The sequence below is a fragment of the Nitrincola sp. A-D6 genome (assembly GCF_000764495.1).
Lineage (GTDB): Bacteria > Pseudomonadota > Gammaproteobacteria > Pseudomonadales > Balneatricaceae > Nitrincola.
The window spans coordinates 25,980-40,490 of record NZ_JRLB01000112.1 but is presented as its reverse complement, the minus strand read 5'-3'; the positions used below and the strand labels follow the sequence as shown (position 1 = coordinate 40,490).

Sequence of the window (14,511 nt, the reverse complement as noted above, 5' to 3'; positions counted from 1 at the left end):
TCTTGTCTCCAGTGTTGTTAAACAGGTCGGCTCATGAATCGAATCAATAACGGGGTTTGGGATTTATGAGCCGAATTTTTCAGCATGTCTTGCTTGCTTCAGCTTGCACTGAAACGGTAGATCGGCTGTTTGAACTCTGTGAACTTTGTGATCAGCCGAATATCAAGATTTCACTGGCTCGAGATCTGAATGCAGTAGCTGAAGTGCTGGATCATGTGGAGTTTTCTCTCGCTATTCTGGACCTTTCCCTTGTTGACGCAGGTCTTCTTCAGCGTATTGCTGCAGGGTTGAATCCGAAACCTGTAGTGGCAGTAGTACCGAAAGACAGCTCGGAGGCCGTGCGACAAGCACTGCGCGCGGGTGCCGATGATGTTTTTTTACGCTCAGAGCTGGACGATCAACCCGATGCCTTCATAGCCTCAATAGAGCGTCAGATTCGCCGGGCTGCTTTTATTGAAAACACCTCTCGCCTCAGAGACTCGCTGGAGCGTAGCCTGGATGAGTTGCGTGCCGATCATCATGCCGCACAGCATGTACAGCAAAATCTGTTACCACCGCATGAGCAGGTGATTAACAATCTGCGTTTTGAATATACCCTGACACCTTCGCTGCTGCTTAGTGGGGATTTTGTCGATGCAATTAGAATTAATGACCATCAGGTGATGTTCTATCTGGCTGATGTTTCAGGCCATGGCGCCTCGTCAGCACTGGTGACGGTGTTGCTGAAAAACCTAACCGGTCGGCTGGCTCGTAACTACCATCGTAACTCCAGCTTTGACATTCTCTCGCCATCAGCTACCCTTAGCCGCATTAATCAGGAAATTCTTCTGACGCGTATGGGTAAGCACATGACGATGTTCATCGGGCTGGTCGATACGCGCACGTCTATGCTGACCTATGCTGTGGGTGGTCATCATCCGATGCCTGTGTTGAGTGCAAATGGAACGGCGGCTTTCCTGGAAGGCCGGGGTATGCCAGTGGGATTATTTGAGAAGCCTGTATTTGAAGAGCGTGAAATTGTGCTGCCAGCGCATTTTACCCTAACGTTATTTTCAGATGGAATCCTGGAAACAATTGCTGAACCTTCTCTGGCGGATAAGGAAGCCTTGCTGCTGAGAAAATTAAAAAATGGCTATGTTTCATCAGCACAACTTACTACAGAATTTGAGTTTGGTGCCGAAACACATCCTGATGATGTAGCTATTATGACGGTATCCAGAGCCTGACCATGAGTGACGGTGAAATTTATTATGCCTGTCAGGATGGGCATTATGTGCTTAAGTTTGTTGGAGAGGTGCGCTTAACACTTTGCTCCACTATTGATAAGCACTTAGAGCAATGCCTCTCCAATATCACGATCAAAGACACCCTGATCGACCTGACAGAGACAACCAATATCGACAGTACCTCGCTAGGCCTGGTGGCCAAGCTGGCGGTGAAGTGCAGCGAACGGGATATGCCCAAGCCAACACTGGTTTCAACCAACCCGGATATCACCCAGATATTGCTGGCGATGGGCTTTGATCAGGTGTTTCTGTTATTGGATTTTCTGCCTACCAGCGTCAAAGACCTTAAGCAGGTGCCCTTTGTGCTGGAGTCAGAAGATGATGTGCGCAAACGTATTATTCACGCTCACAGGGTATTGATCGACTTGAATGAAGGTAACCGCAGTGCTTTCAAGGATCTGGTTGAGACCCTTGAAAGCTGTTCCTGATAGCAGGTTATAAACCTGCTTGACGTGATTTAGAGTTTACTCAGCAAGGTTTCCAGTTTCACCTGATCCGCTGCAAAATTACGTATACCCTCAGCCAGCTTTTCGGTAGCCATAGCATCTTCATTCATCTGCCAACGGAAAGCGGCTTCATCTACGGCGGCTTGCTGATCATCCGATTGTGGGTTTTCCGCACTGAGTCGACGCTCCAGCATCTCCTCAGAATCAGACAACTCCTGCATCAGTGCAGGGCTGATAGTCAGACGGTCACAGCCGGCCAGTGAGCGTATCTCACCGATATTACGGAAACTGGCACCCATCACCACCGTGTCATAGCCATGTGTCTTGTAATAGCGGTAGATGCGGCTCACGGAAGCGACGCCTGGGTCCAGCTCACCACTGAAATCCTGATCCGGAAAGCGCGCTTTGTGCCAGTCCAGAATACGCCCGACGAAAGGTGAAATCAGAAATACACCTGCCTCAGCGCAGGCCTTGGCCTGACTAAAGCCGAATAACAGCGTCAGGTTGCACTGAATCCCTTCTTTTTCCAGAACCTTGGCTGCTTGAATACCTTCCCAGGTCGAAGCGATTTTGATCAGCACGCGTTCACGGCCTACACCGAACTTAGCATACATCTCAATCAGCTGACGGGCTTTGGCCAGGGTTGCCTGAGTATCAAAGGAAAGGCGGGCATCCACTTCGGTTGAGATGCGCCCTGGAATCATCTGGCTGATTTCGCTACCTAGCAAGACAGCCAGTTGATCGGTCATATTTTGCAGTATCTCTGCATTACTGCCACCGAGCGCTTCGGCTTGCTGCTTTGCTGTTTGCAACAGGTGTGCATACTTGGCATCCTGCGCAGCTTTCAGCATCAAAGATGGGTTGGTGGTGGCATCCACCGGCTTAAAGCGCGCAATGGCATCGATATCACCGGTATCGGCTACCACACTGGTCATCTGTTTCAGTTGTTCGAGCTGGTCCATCGTCAATTCCTTATCCTGTTACAAATTCAAGTGCCTGTTTAAAGACTTCCGGCCCGGCCGTTTTCTTGTGGCCGTTTTCACTAATATGCCGGCGAAACTGTTTACCGCCACGCTGGCCATGAAACAGGCCCAGCAGATGTTTGGTAACAGCATAAAGTGGCGCGCCCAACGCAACCTGCGCCTCAATATAGGGAATAAAGGCTTCCGCTATAGCCTGCCGGGACGCAACCGGGTGATGATCATCAAACAACAGGGCATCCACCTGGCTCAGCAGCGGGTAGGGATTCTGGTAAGCCTCCCGGCCGATCATAACACCATCCACATGCTGCAAGTGCGTAATGCAGGCATCCATAGATGTTATACCGCCATTGATGATAATTTCCAAGTCTGGAAACACTTGTTTAACTTCATAAACCCGATCGTAACACAGCGGCGGTATTTCACGGTTCTGCTTGGGGTTAAGTCCCTGCAGAATAGCCTTACGGGCATGAACGATAAAGGTACTGCAACCACTCTGGCGCACCTGCTCAATAAAATCCAGCAGATATTCCTGGCTATCCAGCTCATCTATTCCCAGGCGATGCTTGATGGTTACCGGAATACTCACCGCATCCTGCATCTTCGCCAGGCAGTCTGCTACCCGCTGAGGGTGCTCCATCAGACAGGCACCAATCATATTGTTTTGCACCCGGTCACTGGGACAACCCACATTCAGATTAACCTCATCATAGCCATGATCTTCCGCCATACGTGCACAGAGCGCCAACTCCTCCGGGTTGCTGCCACCCAACTGCAGGGCAACAGGGTGCTCATCGGTGGTATAACGCAGAAAACGCTCCCTGTGCCCATGAATCAACGCCCCGGTGGTGACCATTTCGGTATAGAGCAGGGCATTGTGTGTCAGCAAACGGTGGAACGAACGGCAGTGTGAATCAGTCCAGTCCATCATGGGTGCAACCGAAAAGCGCCGAGCCCTTGAAACCCGTGTGTTGACTGGTATTGAGGTTGTTTTTGCTGTGTTTTCGAGTGTTTGATTTTTCTTCATTTATGCGGGTTTTTGTATGTTTATGAAATTCGTTTACTACTTTTTTACTACCGAAAATTGAATAGCAAGTCGGCATAGAGCCATGACAGGTCCAGCTTATTCGCCGAGGGGAGCAAGTATACAGTGAGAGTAAGTTATTTACGAAAAATCGCGGTTCTTGAAATCCAATTCGGAATTAACATGTTCAGATCTGGAAAATAGGTATGGTTTTTAATAGGTTATCAATTAAACACCTTTTTGAGTGTATAACTGTATACTTATTGGGTTGAAAGCTATTAAGTGTACACTTATACTTAGTTTAAATGTTTTTTCTGACTAGATATTTGGGGCAATGAACCAGACAACAGCCATCCAAAAACTCAACCAGCTCGACCAGCAGGGGCGTTATGTGTTCAGTTACAGAGATTTGGAAAAAATTTTTGCTGAAGACAGTAAGCGAACTTTGCATGCCAGCTTGAGTCGGTTGGTCAAGCAGAACATTCTGGAACGTGTTGGCAGAGGGGCGTACCTCTACGCTTTGTCGCATAAGAAAAAAGGGCCCGATACGCTGGAGTTAGTTGCGAAAACATTGCGCCGGGGTGAATACAACTATGTCAGCTTGGAATCAGCGCTCTCTGAATATGGTGTCATCTCACAAATCCCGATGGATCGCCTCACTGTAATGACGACTGGTAGAAAAGGTGAATACAAAACACGTTACGGAACGATTGAGTTTACCCATACCAAAAGGTCGGTCAGTGAAATTGTTCAGAGCATAAAAACCACAAAGCGGCCATTGCGCATGGCAACCAAACAAGCCGCTTGGCGAGATCTAAAACGTGTGGGCAGAAACACGCATCTTGTAGACAAGGATATGCTCAATGAAGATTAATCCGGCTGATTTCGACCAACTCGTCGTTAGGGCAATGCAACAAAATGAAGTAGCAGCCATGCGGCCTGTTATTGAAAAGGAACTTCTGCATTATGACATTTTGTATTGCCTTGACCAGGCAGGATTGTTGAATGAACTGGTATTTCAAGGTGGCACCTCATTACGGTTGTGTTACGGTGCTAACCGCTTCAGTGAAGATCTGGATTTTGCTGGTGGTACCGGATTCTCATCAGTAGAGCTAGCTGCTATGAAAGACTGTATAGAGACATACATCGGACAACGCTATGGGCTTGATGTTAACGTTAAAGAGCCAAATGTCTTAAAACAGGACGTACAATACGCTGAGCTTCGCATTGAGAAATGGCAAATCTCGATTACCACCGCACCGGGACAGAAAAGTATGCCAAGACAACGTATCAAACTTGAAATTGCGAATATTCCGGCTTATACCAAAGCAGCAATGCCGCTGCGTAACAACTATGATTTTCTACCAGACGGTTATGAAGATACCCTGATTTTTACGGAAAGCCTGGACGAAGTCATGGCGGATAAACTGATTGCTCTACCAGCAACACAAAGATATGTTCGCCATCGAGATTTGTGGGATCTGGTCTGGCTACAGCAACAAAATGCAAAACTTGATCCAGTACTAGTGAGCAACAAAGTAGCCGATTACAAAATTCCCAATTATCAATGGCTACTAGAGTCCCGTATTAACTCACTGGAAACAATTGTATCCAGCCAGGCATTTCATGCTGAAATGAAACGTTTTTTGCCAACTCCGGTGTATGACCGGACTATGGGCCAGGATAAATTTAAATCCTTTATGCTGAGTTCGTTAAAAAGTCTTATGGAAGAGCTACACAACCATCTTTTTGCGGTTAAAAAAACTGATGTTGAATTTAGGTTGTAGGCACTGCAACCCAGTTGATTGAAAGTGTGAATCTTTCCAGTCCATCATCGGAGTAACGCTGAATTCGCCGACCAAAGCTCATTGAAATTGGGGCTGAATTTTTAAGTCCTTGAGATAAAAATATTAGCAATTCGTATGTGGTAACCGTTCCACGATCAGGTAAGTATGTAGCTCTGGGTGTTGATCAAACTCTAAGTGTCGGATGATGCAACCTAGTTCCATGAATAACTTCAAAAATCCATTGACCCGAGGGAGGAGTAGTAGACTTCAGGGCCCATAAAATCATCTGTTTGGTCTCCGGCATCCACTGTGCCGCCAAACGAAAATATGAACACGCCACCTGCATTTAAGCTATTGATGATTTTGCTGATCACCTGTTGCTGCTGCGCTAAGGGGATATGCCAAATGCTGTCCCAGGCACTTATAAAATCGTAAGTGTCAGGTAGTTCGAATTCACAGATGTCGGCATGGTAAAACTGTATATCAGGATGGCGCTGTTTTGCCAGACGGAGCATTTCGCTCGATACATCTATACCCGAAGGCTGGAAACCATGCTGCTGTAATAGATCGATAAAGCGACCTGTGCAACCACAGCCTATGTCCAGTGCCTTACCTGCATTTTTAGCGAAGGCCAGGGCCTTTTTATGCGGATTGATCCCATTATCTCGGTTAAAGCCTTCACTTTCCCAGAGGTGGGTGATTTGATTGTACGCCTGTCCAATATCGGTTGGTTTCATAAATTCAGACTGTAAAGTTTGTAAGTCAATCAGCTAATATTCACATAGAGATGGAATGGCATATACTCTTAACCACTACATTCATATCAGGGAAGATTAAAACATGTTACTAAATAGAATTGTATTTTTGTTTGCGTTATTGGTTTCGACCCAGGCGCTATCTCAGGTCTATCGCTGTACTGGTGACAACGGCCAAAAAGTGTTTTCAAGTTTACCCTGTGGCCCGGATGCTCATCAAATACCTGCACTGGAACTCACGCCTACCAGTGGTGGCTCACTGGGTGTTCAACAGGGTCAGAGATCATTAAGCCCTGGCAATGCCAGAAATGCGGGTCGACCACTGGATAAACAGCTGATAACAACACGCTATCAGGATCTCAGAAGTATTGTTAATCGATTAGTAGGTAGTGATCAACCAGCACTGCGAGATCGCCTTAGAAATGAGATACAACGCAATGAAGTACGCGCCCTGCGCGCTGAGGTACTGCATCCAGACTGGAATGTGATTAACGGGCGCTATGATGAGAGGTTAGAACAGATACAACGCCAACATTTGGGAGATAATGTAAACTTGGCAAGGGCGTGGATCAGGCTGGAAGCTGAGCGAGATGCGGCCTTGTTTTTATTAACTACCCCTTGAATCCTTTGTTTGGCTAAGGCCTGATTTAATCAGACCTTAGCCAGATTCTGTGGTTTTCCTTGCGCAAATGCCAGGACATTCTCAAATGCAATTTTGAAATAAAGCTCATAACTGTTCTTTTCAACATACCCCAGATGAGGGCTACAGAGAACATTGGGCAAGGACAACAAGGGTTCCTTCTCTGCTGTGGCTGGTTCAACCGAGAATACATCCAGGGCGGCGCGTTTGCTTGGATTCGCCTGCATTTCAGTATACAAGGCATTGGCCTCAACCAGCTCCGCTCGACTGGTATTTACAAATAAGGAGTCTGACTTCATCAAGGCCAAATCCGCTTGAGTGACGCAGCCTTTAGTCACTTCATTTAACCTCAGGTGCAGTGACACTATGTCAGATTCAGTAAAAAACGCGTGCTTGGAGGAAGCTGACATAAACCCATGTTGTTCAGCCAGTTGTCTTGAGGAGTCACTTCCCCAAACAACTACAGACATTCCAAAGGCTTTGGCATACTGGGCTATGCGTTGGCCAATCTTTCCGTAACCCCATATACCCAGAGTTAATCCGTTTAGCGTGCGACCCAACCCAAGCACACCCGCTTGTTGCCATTGGGAAAGTGAAAGATTCGACACATACTCAGGAATATTTCGAGAAGCCGCCATAATTAAAGCCCAGCAAAATTCTGCGGGCGCAACCGGAGAGCCAATGCCTTCAGCGACAGCAACCCCATATTTATGGCACATATCCAGGTTCAGGTGGTTGCTGATTTTTCCGGTCTGGCTGATGAGTTTGAGGTTGGGAAGTTTTGATAGCAGCTCATCTGTGATCTGGGTACGTTCTCGAATTAAAACCAATGCCTCAACATGAGATAGCTTAAGCGCTAACTCATTCGTGTCTGTGTAAGTCTCATTGAGTACATCAACATCATGACCACTGAGAAGGTTAAAACAGTCCAGCGTTTTCACAATATTTTGATAGTCATCTAAAACGGCAATTTTCACAAAACGCTCCTTGAACTAAAACCGGCTCCACTCTATTTTCTGAATGACACCGTTATAAATATGAATCGTGTAATTCAGATCGTTATGGTGGTAAAACCAGATCTCTGATGTCGTCCAACGTATACAGTCACCCTGCCTGTCCTGGCTGGTACATACATCCGTGATGCTTTTATTCATGGGTTCGCCCATATGCATCAGCAAAAGAGTTGCCGGTTTCCCCTCATTACGTGTCAATCCGGTTTCGCGAAAGTTCAAATCCCTATGTGTGATAGCACACTTACCCAGGCTACGCAAAATTTTATCTTATAGTACCTTGATGGTTTTACAAGCTGGCACTTCGCCGGGGCAGTAGTAACACCAGCAAAGGTAAACACGAAAGTGACCGGTTAGCCCACAGGACTTTATAAATTATGGCTAACTAAATGCAAAAGTTGAGGGTTCAACTATGAAAAAACTATTGCTGGGTGCTGTTCTTATGCTTGCATCATTCACCGCTTCGGCGGGAACTGTAACCATCACTAACCCAACCGTAATACAGGGAAGTGGCTTTATTACAGAGGTTTCCACTCCTACTGGAGAATACATCTTTGGGGGGGACTTCTTTGAAGCTAGTGAAACTGTCGAACTGTCCTGGAATTCTCAGTTGACGGGTTTCGCTCAAGGGTTGGTTAATTTCAGCGTGTCTTCCTCGCTGGATAATTGGTCTCTGTCTGTCTTGGATGGTGGAGTCAAAAAATTGCTGACTGGCAATAATGCTGCTAATACAGCGGTTTTTGCGCCATTTACTAAAAATGGTGGCACTATATACAACCTTATCATGACTGGCACCACGGCCATCTCAAGTTTCTCGGTTGGTTTTTCTTATCCAGTTGAGGTTACTCAAACACCTCTGCCAGCCGCTGTATGGCTGTTTGGTTCCGTACTACTTGGTGGTTTAGCACTGCGTCGTCGTTCTAAAAATGCAAATATGCAGGCTGTTGTGGCCTAAGCCGTTCGTTGATTACTGCAAAATAACCGCGACGTAAAACTCGCGGTTATTTTTCTAAAACTGACCTGAAAATCAGGTTCCACTTAATCTTTTGAATTATGCTCCTGGAAATAGGAAATAATACAATTCAGATCATGATAGCTGGATATCAATCCAGTCGATGTTTCTGATAAATGGCTGCGACTTCATCCAGCTCGTGTTTGTGTGTTTGCAACCACGTCTGCATTTCCGCCGGAAAATCAGATAGTGGTCCCCATTCTATGCCATAGCCGGTGGGCATAAATAATGGAGCGAGCAGAGCGCATGCAGCGAGGTCGGCGCGTGAGAAGGTATCTCCAGCCAGGTAGTTCCCGGAGCGATAGATACTGCAGATCTCTTGTAGCAGCCCCTCAATAATCAGTCTGCACTTATCTGCATTGTCCGCATTAATACGCATCTTTTTACGCATGACCTTGGCGATTTTTGGGAACAGCGCGCGGAACAGCCAGCGTGAATAAAAAGGAGCTCCGGTGGTTAGCCAGGGTACAAGAATATCGGGGCGATCCAGTAAGTAATGATACGCAAATACACGCGTTGCCGGACCCAATTCAGCATCAAAGCGCTGCTCCCAGGCTATGGCACTTTGGGCCTGCTCGGGCGTGACGGGATTCAGCGCGGGTTGTGGCTGTAACGCTTCCAGATAATCAATTATCGCTGCAGATCCCTGAATCACCTGATCGCCGTGAGTCAGCAAGGGAACGGCAGTAGATTTTGATAGTTTACGGATCACGCGGAAATGAAAACCCGGTATCAGATTATGGCTTTGGTAGGGCAAGCCCTTGAAGTCCAGTGCCAACGCACTTTTTCAGAGAAGTGTGAAATGGGGAATTGGTAGAGGGTGAGTTCAGTCATTCAGAAATCAACTTTGTTGCGCAGTGACTTGGTTTTGCCACGCTGGGTTTTAGTATCCACACGTCGTCGTTGCGACCCCTTAGTGGGTTTGGTGGCACGGCGTAATTTGACCGGTTTAATCGCCTGTTGAATCAGCTCTTTCAATCGTTGTAGGGCATCGTCCTTGTTCATTTCCAGGGTGCGGAAGCGCTGAGCCTTGATCACTATTACCCCATCTAGGGTAATTCGCTGATCGGAATAGTTCAGCAAACGCTCCTTGTAGAAGGGTAGTAGAGACGAGCGATGAATATCAAAGCGCAGATGTACGGCAGACGCGACCTTGTTGACGTTCTGTCCACCAGCACCCTGGGCACGAATTGACTGAAATTCGATCTCCCAGTCTGCCAGCTGAATGTTTTCGGTGATTTCTAGCAAAAGAGCCTCTTGGTTAATATTGGGTGTGTCGCTTACTCAAGTGTAATGCTTGCGGGTAAGTGTAACCCAAATGATCTGTGGCGCCGAAATAATAGAGATTAACCTTGGGTTTATCTACCCAACGAGAGTGATGCTTGACCGATTAAACCGAGTCCAGCTTGTCTGACTTTATGCAGTATATGTCCGGCTATCGATACCTTGTTTAACAATTTATCAGCGACACTAGCCTTGTGACGTCATGATAGGAGGTAAACAATTGGAGTTTGAAGTCTGGTACATCTATGTAGGTACTGTATTGCTGCTGATGAACACCCCAGGACCCAGTCAATTGCTGACTCTCTCGAACAGCTTGTCATCGGGTTTCCCCGGAGCGGCGATGACGGCGGCGGGTGATTTGACAGCAAATATTATTCAAATGCTTCTGGCTACAGCTGGACTAGCTTACCTCATACAGAGCAACGAAGAGCTGATAACCTTGATAAAATGGGTCGGAGTGGCCTACCTTCTGTGGATGGGTATTTTGTCATGGGTTCGGCAAAAGCCGTTACGCGTCCACTCCCAGAAGCACAATGAGCGTCGAAGCAGATTGTCGCTGTACCTGCAGGGATTTATTGTCTCTGCCGTTAATCCGAAAGCCGTCATATTTTTTGCGGCGCTCTTTCCGCAGTTCATAAACAGCTCGCATGCTGTCGTACCACAGTTTGTAGTATTGAGCGCAACCTACCTTATCCTTGATGGCCTGTTCTTAATGACTTACGCCCTACTGGCTTCAAAGCTAGCGAAATGGCTGACACAAGATCATGTTTTCCTTCGACGGGCGCCTGGAGCGCTCCTTATTATTGTAGCGCTGGGGCTGGCGATGAAAACGGTCTAGCGCAATATCACCTGTGAATGCTTGTTGTCAGTTTGGCATAGGCTGAAGGCGAATAACCAACGTGCTTGCGAAATGCAAACGAAAAAGCACTTGCACTGGAATAGCCAAGCTCATCGGCAATTTTGGTTATCGGTAGGCCTTGATGCAGCGCATTGATAGCAAAGTTGATCTGGACTTGTTGGCGCCAGTCAGAAAAGGTTAGTCCTAGTTCTCGGCGGAAGATTCGGCTTATCGTTCGTGAGCTCGCACCTACTTGATCGGCAAGTGCTTCCAGGGAAGGATGCTCAGTAGGGTCTGCGAGTACCTTTTCGCAGACGAGTGCCGCCCGTCGATCTTGGGGGATACTGATGCTAGGGACTCGAAGATCTTTGTTGTGCATCTCCTCGAACAACAGCCCTAGCAGGTGGATGTTGTGAGTTGGGTTGAAGGTGGGGCTGGCACTGCGAACAATGGTTGTTAGCAGCAGTTGCTTCATCATTGGTGAAACCGTGATAGAGCGAACCGCATCGAGATGAGGGGCGTTTTGCAGATCTCCAACATAGAGGCTGGCCATTGCAGTTTGGCCACTGATGCAAATTTCATGTTCCAACCCTGGGGGGATAATTGCTGCACGTGCTGGATTAACAACACAAACCTGTCCCTGTGTTCTGACATGCATTGAGCCTGAACTGGCATAGAGAATTTGCAGTTCATTGTGAAAATGTGGCGCAATCATGCTGCCCGCAGGGTAACAGTTGACCCATGGAGCAATCTGGCTTTTTTCTGTAAATAGTTCACGACTGTTCATAAGATCCAGTCTGATCAGTTGAAGCTAATAATAGACTCAAGTAATCATCCGGTGGCATGGGGCGGTAGAGGTAGTAGCCTTTGGCTGAATGGCAACCCCAGGATTTGAGCATATCGAGTTGTTCCTGGGTTTCTATCCCTTCGGCGGTGGCATGGGTATGCAGATCCCTGCTTAGATGGATCAGGCTGCGGCAGAGTGTCTGGTGGGTTTCATTGTTTGTCAGATCCGACACAAACAGCCGGTCGATCTTGATCTCTTCAGGTGCCAGGCGGTTAATATTCTGCATAGAGCTGTAGCCAGCACCGAAATCATCAATGGACAGGCTGAAACCGGCCGCTCTAAGCAGGCTGGCATTTTCGACAGCCTGTCCTCTATCGCTGATTGCGGCGGTTTCGGTAATCTCCAGCACAAGACGTCGAGGTGAAATGCCATACTCGCGGCACAGATCAATCAACCCTAAGGCAAAATTCTGTTGCAGTAGATCACGGGCGGAAATATTGACGGCAAGAGTCGTGTCTTGCAAGGCCTCGGTGTGTTGCTGCATCCAACTCAACACACTATGCAGTATCAGTTGCGTCAGCTTGTAGATTAGCCCGACATTTTCAGCCAGCGGGATAAAATCGGCTGGTGACACCATCCCCAGTGTCGGGTGCTGCCAACGTAGCAATACTTCACCACTGTTGATTTTCTCACTGGCCAACTCCACCTTAGGCTGAATCACGAAGGTAAAGCCGTTGTTTTTGATCGCTTTGCTCATCTCGGCTACCAGCATCAGTTGACTATGCTGATGCAACTGTAAATCCGGTTGATATTGGCTCCACAGATGATTGGAACGCCAATTGGCACGGGCAGCCAACTGTGCATGTTGATAGAGTGTGGTTATATCCAGCCTATTCAGACAGCCTGACGCGACACCAATGGAGAAAAGTTGTTGGAACTCTATCTGCTCCAGGTGAATAGTTCGATTTAGGACGGGTTCGAGGTGCTCAATGATCTCTTGCGGACGGCTGGTCTGACGACACAGAAATATCAGAATCCCCTGATCCATATCAATTAGGCAGGCCTGGCTGATATTAGGCAGTTGATGCCTAATGATACAGGGCTCAGACTCAAGCGCCTGATTGACTCGCTTGGCAAGGATCGCTGTGGCTTTCACGGCACTACCAGGGCCAACGGCTTCACTGAGCTCGGTGATGCCTGATAACTGGATCAGCACTAGATGTACCGACAGGTTCGGCAAGGTTTCCTGATGGTGCAGATGGTTAAGGAAGTAGTTGCGGTTGGGTAGTCCAGAATCAGGATTGGTCATCAACTGCTGATTTTTTTCGCTTTCAAGGTATTGGGAACGTCGTGTCAGACTGAACGAAAAACACAGTAGTTCAATGAGGGTGCTGGCCAGTAAGGCATATTCAGTAAAGTTGTTAAATGGCAGTTGGTCACGAAATACCATGCCACCGATTGCGGCACCGACAATGAAAAAAGACCAAGCGACCAGATACAGGCCTGCCGGAGTGAAGCCGCGGCGAAGAATAGTAATTCCCCAGTATAGACTGAGAATTGAGACCACTCCCTGCAAGATGGAAAAGGGGGTGGCGTAATAGTATTGAGACATGAGCAAACTGATTACTACCGCTGTGGCAAAGGCCAGGTCCGCCAGGCGACGATAGTGCCACCAACGAGGTGAACGGGTACGGATCTGCAGGAACTGCAAGTTGAAGTGGAAAATGCTCCATGCCGAGAGGGTGTAAAGGGTCAAAATGATTGACCCCAGAAATTGATTGAACGCCATGGGCCACAACCAGGGCCCAAACCCCTGAGTTACACCCAGACTGAGAAATACAGTCAGATGAAATAAAATATAAAAGCCATAGGCTGGGTGGCGGAAGAGCAAGAAGGTGATCGTGTTATGAATCAGCAGTATCAACAAGGCACCAGCGGCAGCCGCCCAGATTTTGAAACTGAGTTCGGTCAATTGATCAAACTGCTGCGGACTCATTATACGTAGCGGAAACAGCAAGGGGCCGTCACTGGCTTTTCTGATCAGCACCAGGCTTTCGGTGTCCGGTTGCAGTTCGATAGGAAACCAGATGCTGGCGTAGGGTGCATCTGGGGTCCATTTCTGGGTATCTCCACGCACCCAGTGGTGTACCACCTGACCTTCCTGAATCAGGTAAAAATCCAGCTCATCGATCATGATGTTGCTAAGTCGCAAAATCAGTTCGGTAGGTGTCTGTACCGGCGGAAACTCGATCTTGTGCCAATAGGCTTCGGTGGAGAGGTCGTTGGCTTGATGAAAGTGGATGCGGCTGAAACTTAGCTCATGAAGCGCCTGCTCGGGTGTGAGAGGCTGTGTACCTTCGACCGCTGTAAGCAGCGGTTCAGAGATATAATCAGGTGAACCGGTGAAACCCGCGGGTACAGTGTAAGCTCCGGCATTGGCGGATAAGATTAAAAACAACAATATACCAGCGTGAATAAATAGGCGCAGATCTAACTTCCCATCCAGGCGTTTTCGACAGAGGATTCTACCTAAGTATAATGTTTTTTTTATGCAAGCGGCAGCCCCCATGCCTTTCGCTCGCGCTGCCAGCCAGCGGTTTTGCACGGTTAAAAAAAACGCTGACATTGCGACCAAGGTTATTGCTATGCTTGCCAGCCACTT

The 14,511-nt window shown here is 47.7% G+C and carries 15 protein-coding genes; 7 read left to right on the top strand and 8 right to left on the bottom strand.

The features are described from left to right. The first annotated feature begins 65 nt into the window (after positions 1 to 65). The gene (locus LH51_RS18230) at positions 66 to 1,226 is read left to right on the top strand and encodes a PP2C family protein-serine/threonine phosphatase (RefSeq protein ID WP_052063946.1); all 1,161 of its coding nucleotides are present in this window, start codon (positions 66 to 68) and stop codon (positions 1,224 to 1,226) included. Positions 1,227 to 1,228: 2 nt separating this feature from the next. Then, complete coding sequence (locus LH51_RS18225) at positions 1,229 to 1,714, top strand: STAS domain-containing protein (RefSeq protein WP_036525007.1); 486 nt, start codon at positions 1,229 to 1,231, stop codon at positions 1,712 to 1,714. Positions 1,715 to 1,743: 29 nt separating this feature from the next. On the opposite strand, the gene tal is transcribed toward LH51_RS18225, so the two are convergent. Both tal and dusA read right to left on the bottom strand, forming a co-directional pair. Beyond that, positions 1,744 to 2,694, bottom strand: a complete 951-nt coding sequence (tal, locus tag LH51_RS18220) for a transaldolase (RefSeq protein ID WP_036525005.1) — start codon at positions 2,692 to 2,694, stop codon at positions 1,744 to 1,746. Between the two features lie 10 nt (positions 2,695 to 2,704). Next, entirely contained in the window at positions 2,705 to 3,739 is a 1,035-nt protein-coding gene (gene dusA / locus LH51_RS18215) for a tRNA dihydrouridine(20/20a) synthase DusA (RefSeq protein ID WP_081960908.1), read from the bottom strand. Positions 3,740 to 4,070: 331 nt separating this feature from the next. Between dusA and abiEi the strand changes: the two genes are divergently transcribed. Beyond that, positions 4,071 to 4,610 carry a type IV toxin-antitoxin system AbiEi family antitoxin gene (abiEi, locus tag LH51_RS18210; protein ID WP_036524999.1) on the top strand — a complete coding sequence of 180 codons (540 nt, stop codon included), beginning with the start codon at positions 4,071 to 4,073 and terminating at the stop codon, positions 4,608 to 4,610. After that, positions 4,600 to 5,523, top strand: coding sequence for a nucleotidyl transferase AbiEii/AbiGii toxin family protein (locus LH51_RS18205; RefSeq protein ID WP_036524996.1), 924 nt, complete (start codon positions 4,600 to 4,602; stop codon positions 5,521 to 5,523). The genes abiEi and LH51_RS18205 overlap by 11 nt, the downstream gene beginning before the upstream one ends. Before the next feature lie 230 nt (positions 5,524 to 5,753). Here the strand turns inward: LH51_RS18205 and LH51_RS18200 are convergent, their stop codons facing one another. Further along, positions 5,754 to 6,260 (bottom strand): class I SAM-dependent methyltransferase, encoded by a 507-nt coding sequence (locus LH51_RS18200; protein WP_235263820.1) that lies wholly within the window; start codon positions 6,258 to 6,260, stop codon positions 5,754 to 5,756. A 103-nt stretch (positions 6,261 to 6,363) separates the two neighbouring features. Here LH51_RS18200 and LH51_RS18195 point away from each other — a divergent pair, with 103 nt between their 5' ends. Continuing rightward, positions 6,364 to 6,900, top strand: a complete 537-nt coding sequence (locus LH51_RS18195; RefSeq protein WP_036524994.1) for a DUF4124 domain-containing protein — start codon at positions 6,364 to 6,366, stop codon at positions 6,898 to 6,900. Positions 6,901 to 6,929: 29 nt separating this feature from the next. On the opposite strand, the gene LH51_RS18190 is transcribed toward LH51_RS18195, so the two are convergent. After that, positions 6,930 to 7,895: a D-2-hydroxyacid dehydrogenase family protein gene (locus tag LH51_RS18190; protein ID WP_036524991.1), complete on the bottom strand. Its 966-nt coding sequence runs from the start codon at positions 7,893 to 7,895 to the stop codon at positions 6,930 to 6,932. Between the two features lie 445 nt (positions 7,896 to 8,340). On the opposite strand from LH51_RS18190, the gene LH51_RS18180 reads away from it, so the two are divergent. Next, complete coding sequence (locus tag LH51_RS18180; RefSeq protein WP_036524985.1) at positions 8,341 to 8,883, top strand: hypothetical protein; 543 nt, start codon at positions 8,341 to 8,343, stop codon at positions 8,881 to 8,883. Positions 8,884 to 9,031: 148 nt separating this feature from the next. Here LH51_RS18180 and LH51_RS18175 read toward each other — a convergent pair whose 3' ends face one another. Then, positions 9,032 to 9,718, bottom strand: a complete 687-nt coding sequence (locus LH51_RS18175; protein ID WP_052063945.1) for a glutathione S-transferase family protein — start codon at positions 9,716 to 9,718, stop codon at positions 9,032 to 9,034. Between the two features lie 56 nt (positions 9,719 to 9,774). Further along, positions 9,775 to 10,188, bottom strand: coding sequence for an alternative ribosome rescue aminoacyl-tRNA hydrolase ArfB (arfB, locus tag LH51_RS18170; protein ID WP_036524982.1), 414 nt, complete (start codon positions 10,186 to 10,188; stop codon positions 9,775 to 9,777). 256 nt (positions 10,189 to 10,444) lie between these two features. Between arfB and LH51_RS18165 the strand changes: the two genes are divergently transcribed. Beyond that, the gene (locus LH51_RS18165; RefSeq protein ID WP_144244328.1) at positions 10,445 to 11,062 is read left to right on the top strand and encodes a LysE family translocator; all 618 of its coding nucleotides are present in this window, start codon (positions 10,445 to 10,447) and stop codon (positions 11,060 to 11,062) included. Between the two features lie 7 nt (positions 11,063 to 11,069). Here the strand turns inward: LH51_RS18165 and LH51_RS18160 are convergent, their stop codons facing one another. Beyond that, complete coding sequence (locus LH51_RS18160) at positions 11,070 to 11,849, bottom strand: AraC family transcriptional regulator (protein ID WP_052063944.1); 780 nt, start codon at positions 11,847 to 11,849, stop codon at positions 11,070 to 11,072. After that, complete coding sequence (locus LH51_RS18155) at positions 11,836 to 14,307, bottom strand: EAL domain-containing protein (RefSeq protein ID WP_160173768.1); 2,472 nt, start codon at positions 14,305 to 14,307, stop codon at positions 11,836 to 11,838. The genes LH51_RS18160 and LH51_RS18155 overlap by 14 nt, the downstream gene beginning before the upstream one ends. Between the last annotated feature and the right edge of the window lie 204 nt (positions 14,308 to 14,511).

Bases quoted from the DNA above. Each gene is read 5' to 3' on its own strand.
- LH51_RS18230 (WP_052063946.1), top strand. From the start codon at position 66: ATGAGCCGAATTTTTCAGCATGTCTTGCTTGCTTCAGCTTGCACTGAA.
- tal (WP_036525005.1), bottom strand. From the start codon at position 2,694: ATGGACCAGCTCGAACAACTGAAACAGATGACCAGTGTGGTAGCCGAT.
- abiEi (WP_036524999.1), top strand. From the start codon at position 4,071: ATGAACCAGACAACAGCCATCCAAAAACTCAACCAGCTCGACCAGCAG.
- LH51_RS18200 (WP_235263820.1), bottom strand. From the start codon at position 6,260: ATGAAACCAACCGATATTGGACAGGCGTACAATCAAATCACCCACCTC.
- LH51_RS18225 (WP_036525007.1), top strand. From the start codon at position 1,229: ATGAGTGACGGTGAAATTTATTATGCCTGTCAGGATGGGCATTATGTG.
- LH51_RS18180 (WP_036524985.1), top strand. From the start codon at position 8,341: ATGAAAAAACTATTGCTGGGTGCTGTTCTTATGCTTGCATCATTCACC.
- LH51_RS18160 (WP_052063944.1), bottom strand. From the start codon at position 11,849: ATGAACAGTCGTGAACTATTTACAGAAAAAAGCCAGATTGCTCCATGG.
- LH51_RS18205 (WP_036524996.1), top strand. From the start codon at position 4,600: ATGAAGATTAATCCGGCTGATTTCGACCAACTCGTCGTTAGGGCAATG.
- dusA (WP_081960908.1), bottom strand. From the start codon at position 3,739: ATGAAGAAAAATCAAACACTCGAAAACACAGCAAAAACAACCTCAATA.
- LH51_RS18195 (WP_036524994.1), top strand. From the start codon at position 6,364: ATGTTACTAAATAGAATTGTATTTTTGTTTGCGTTATTGGTTTCGACC.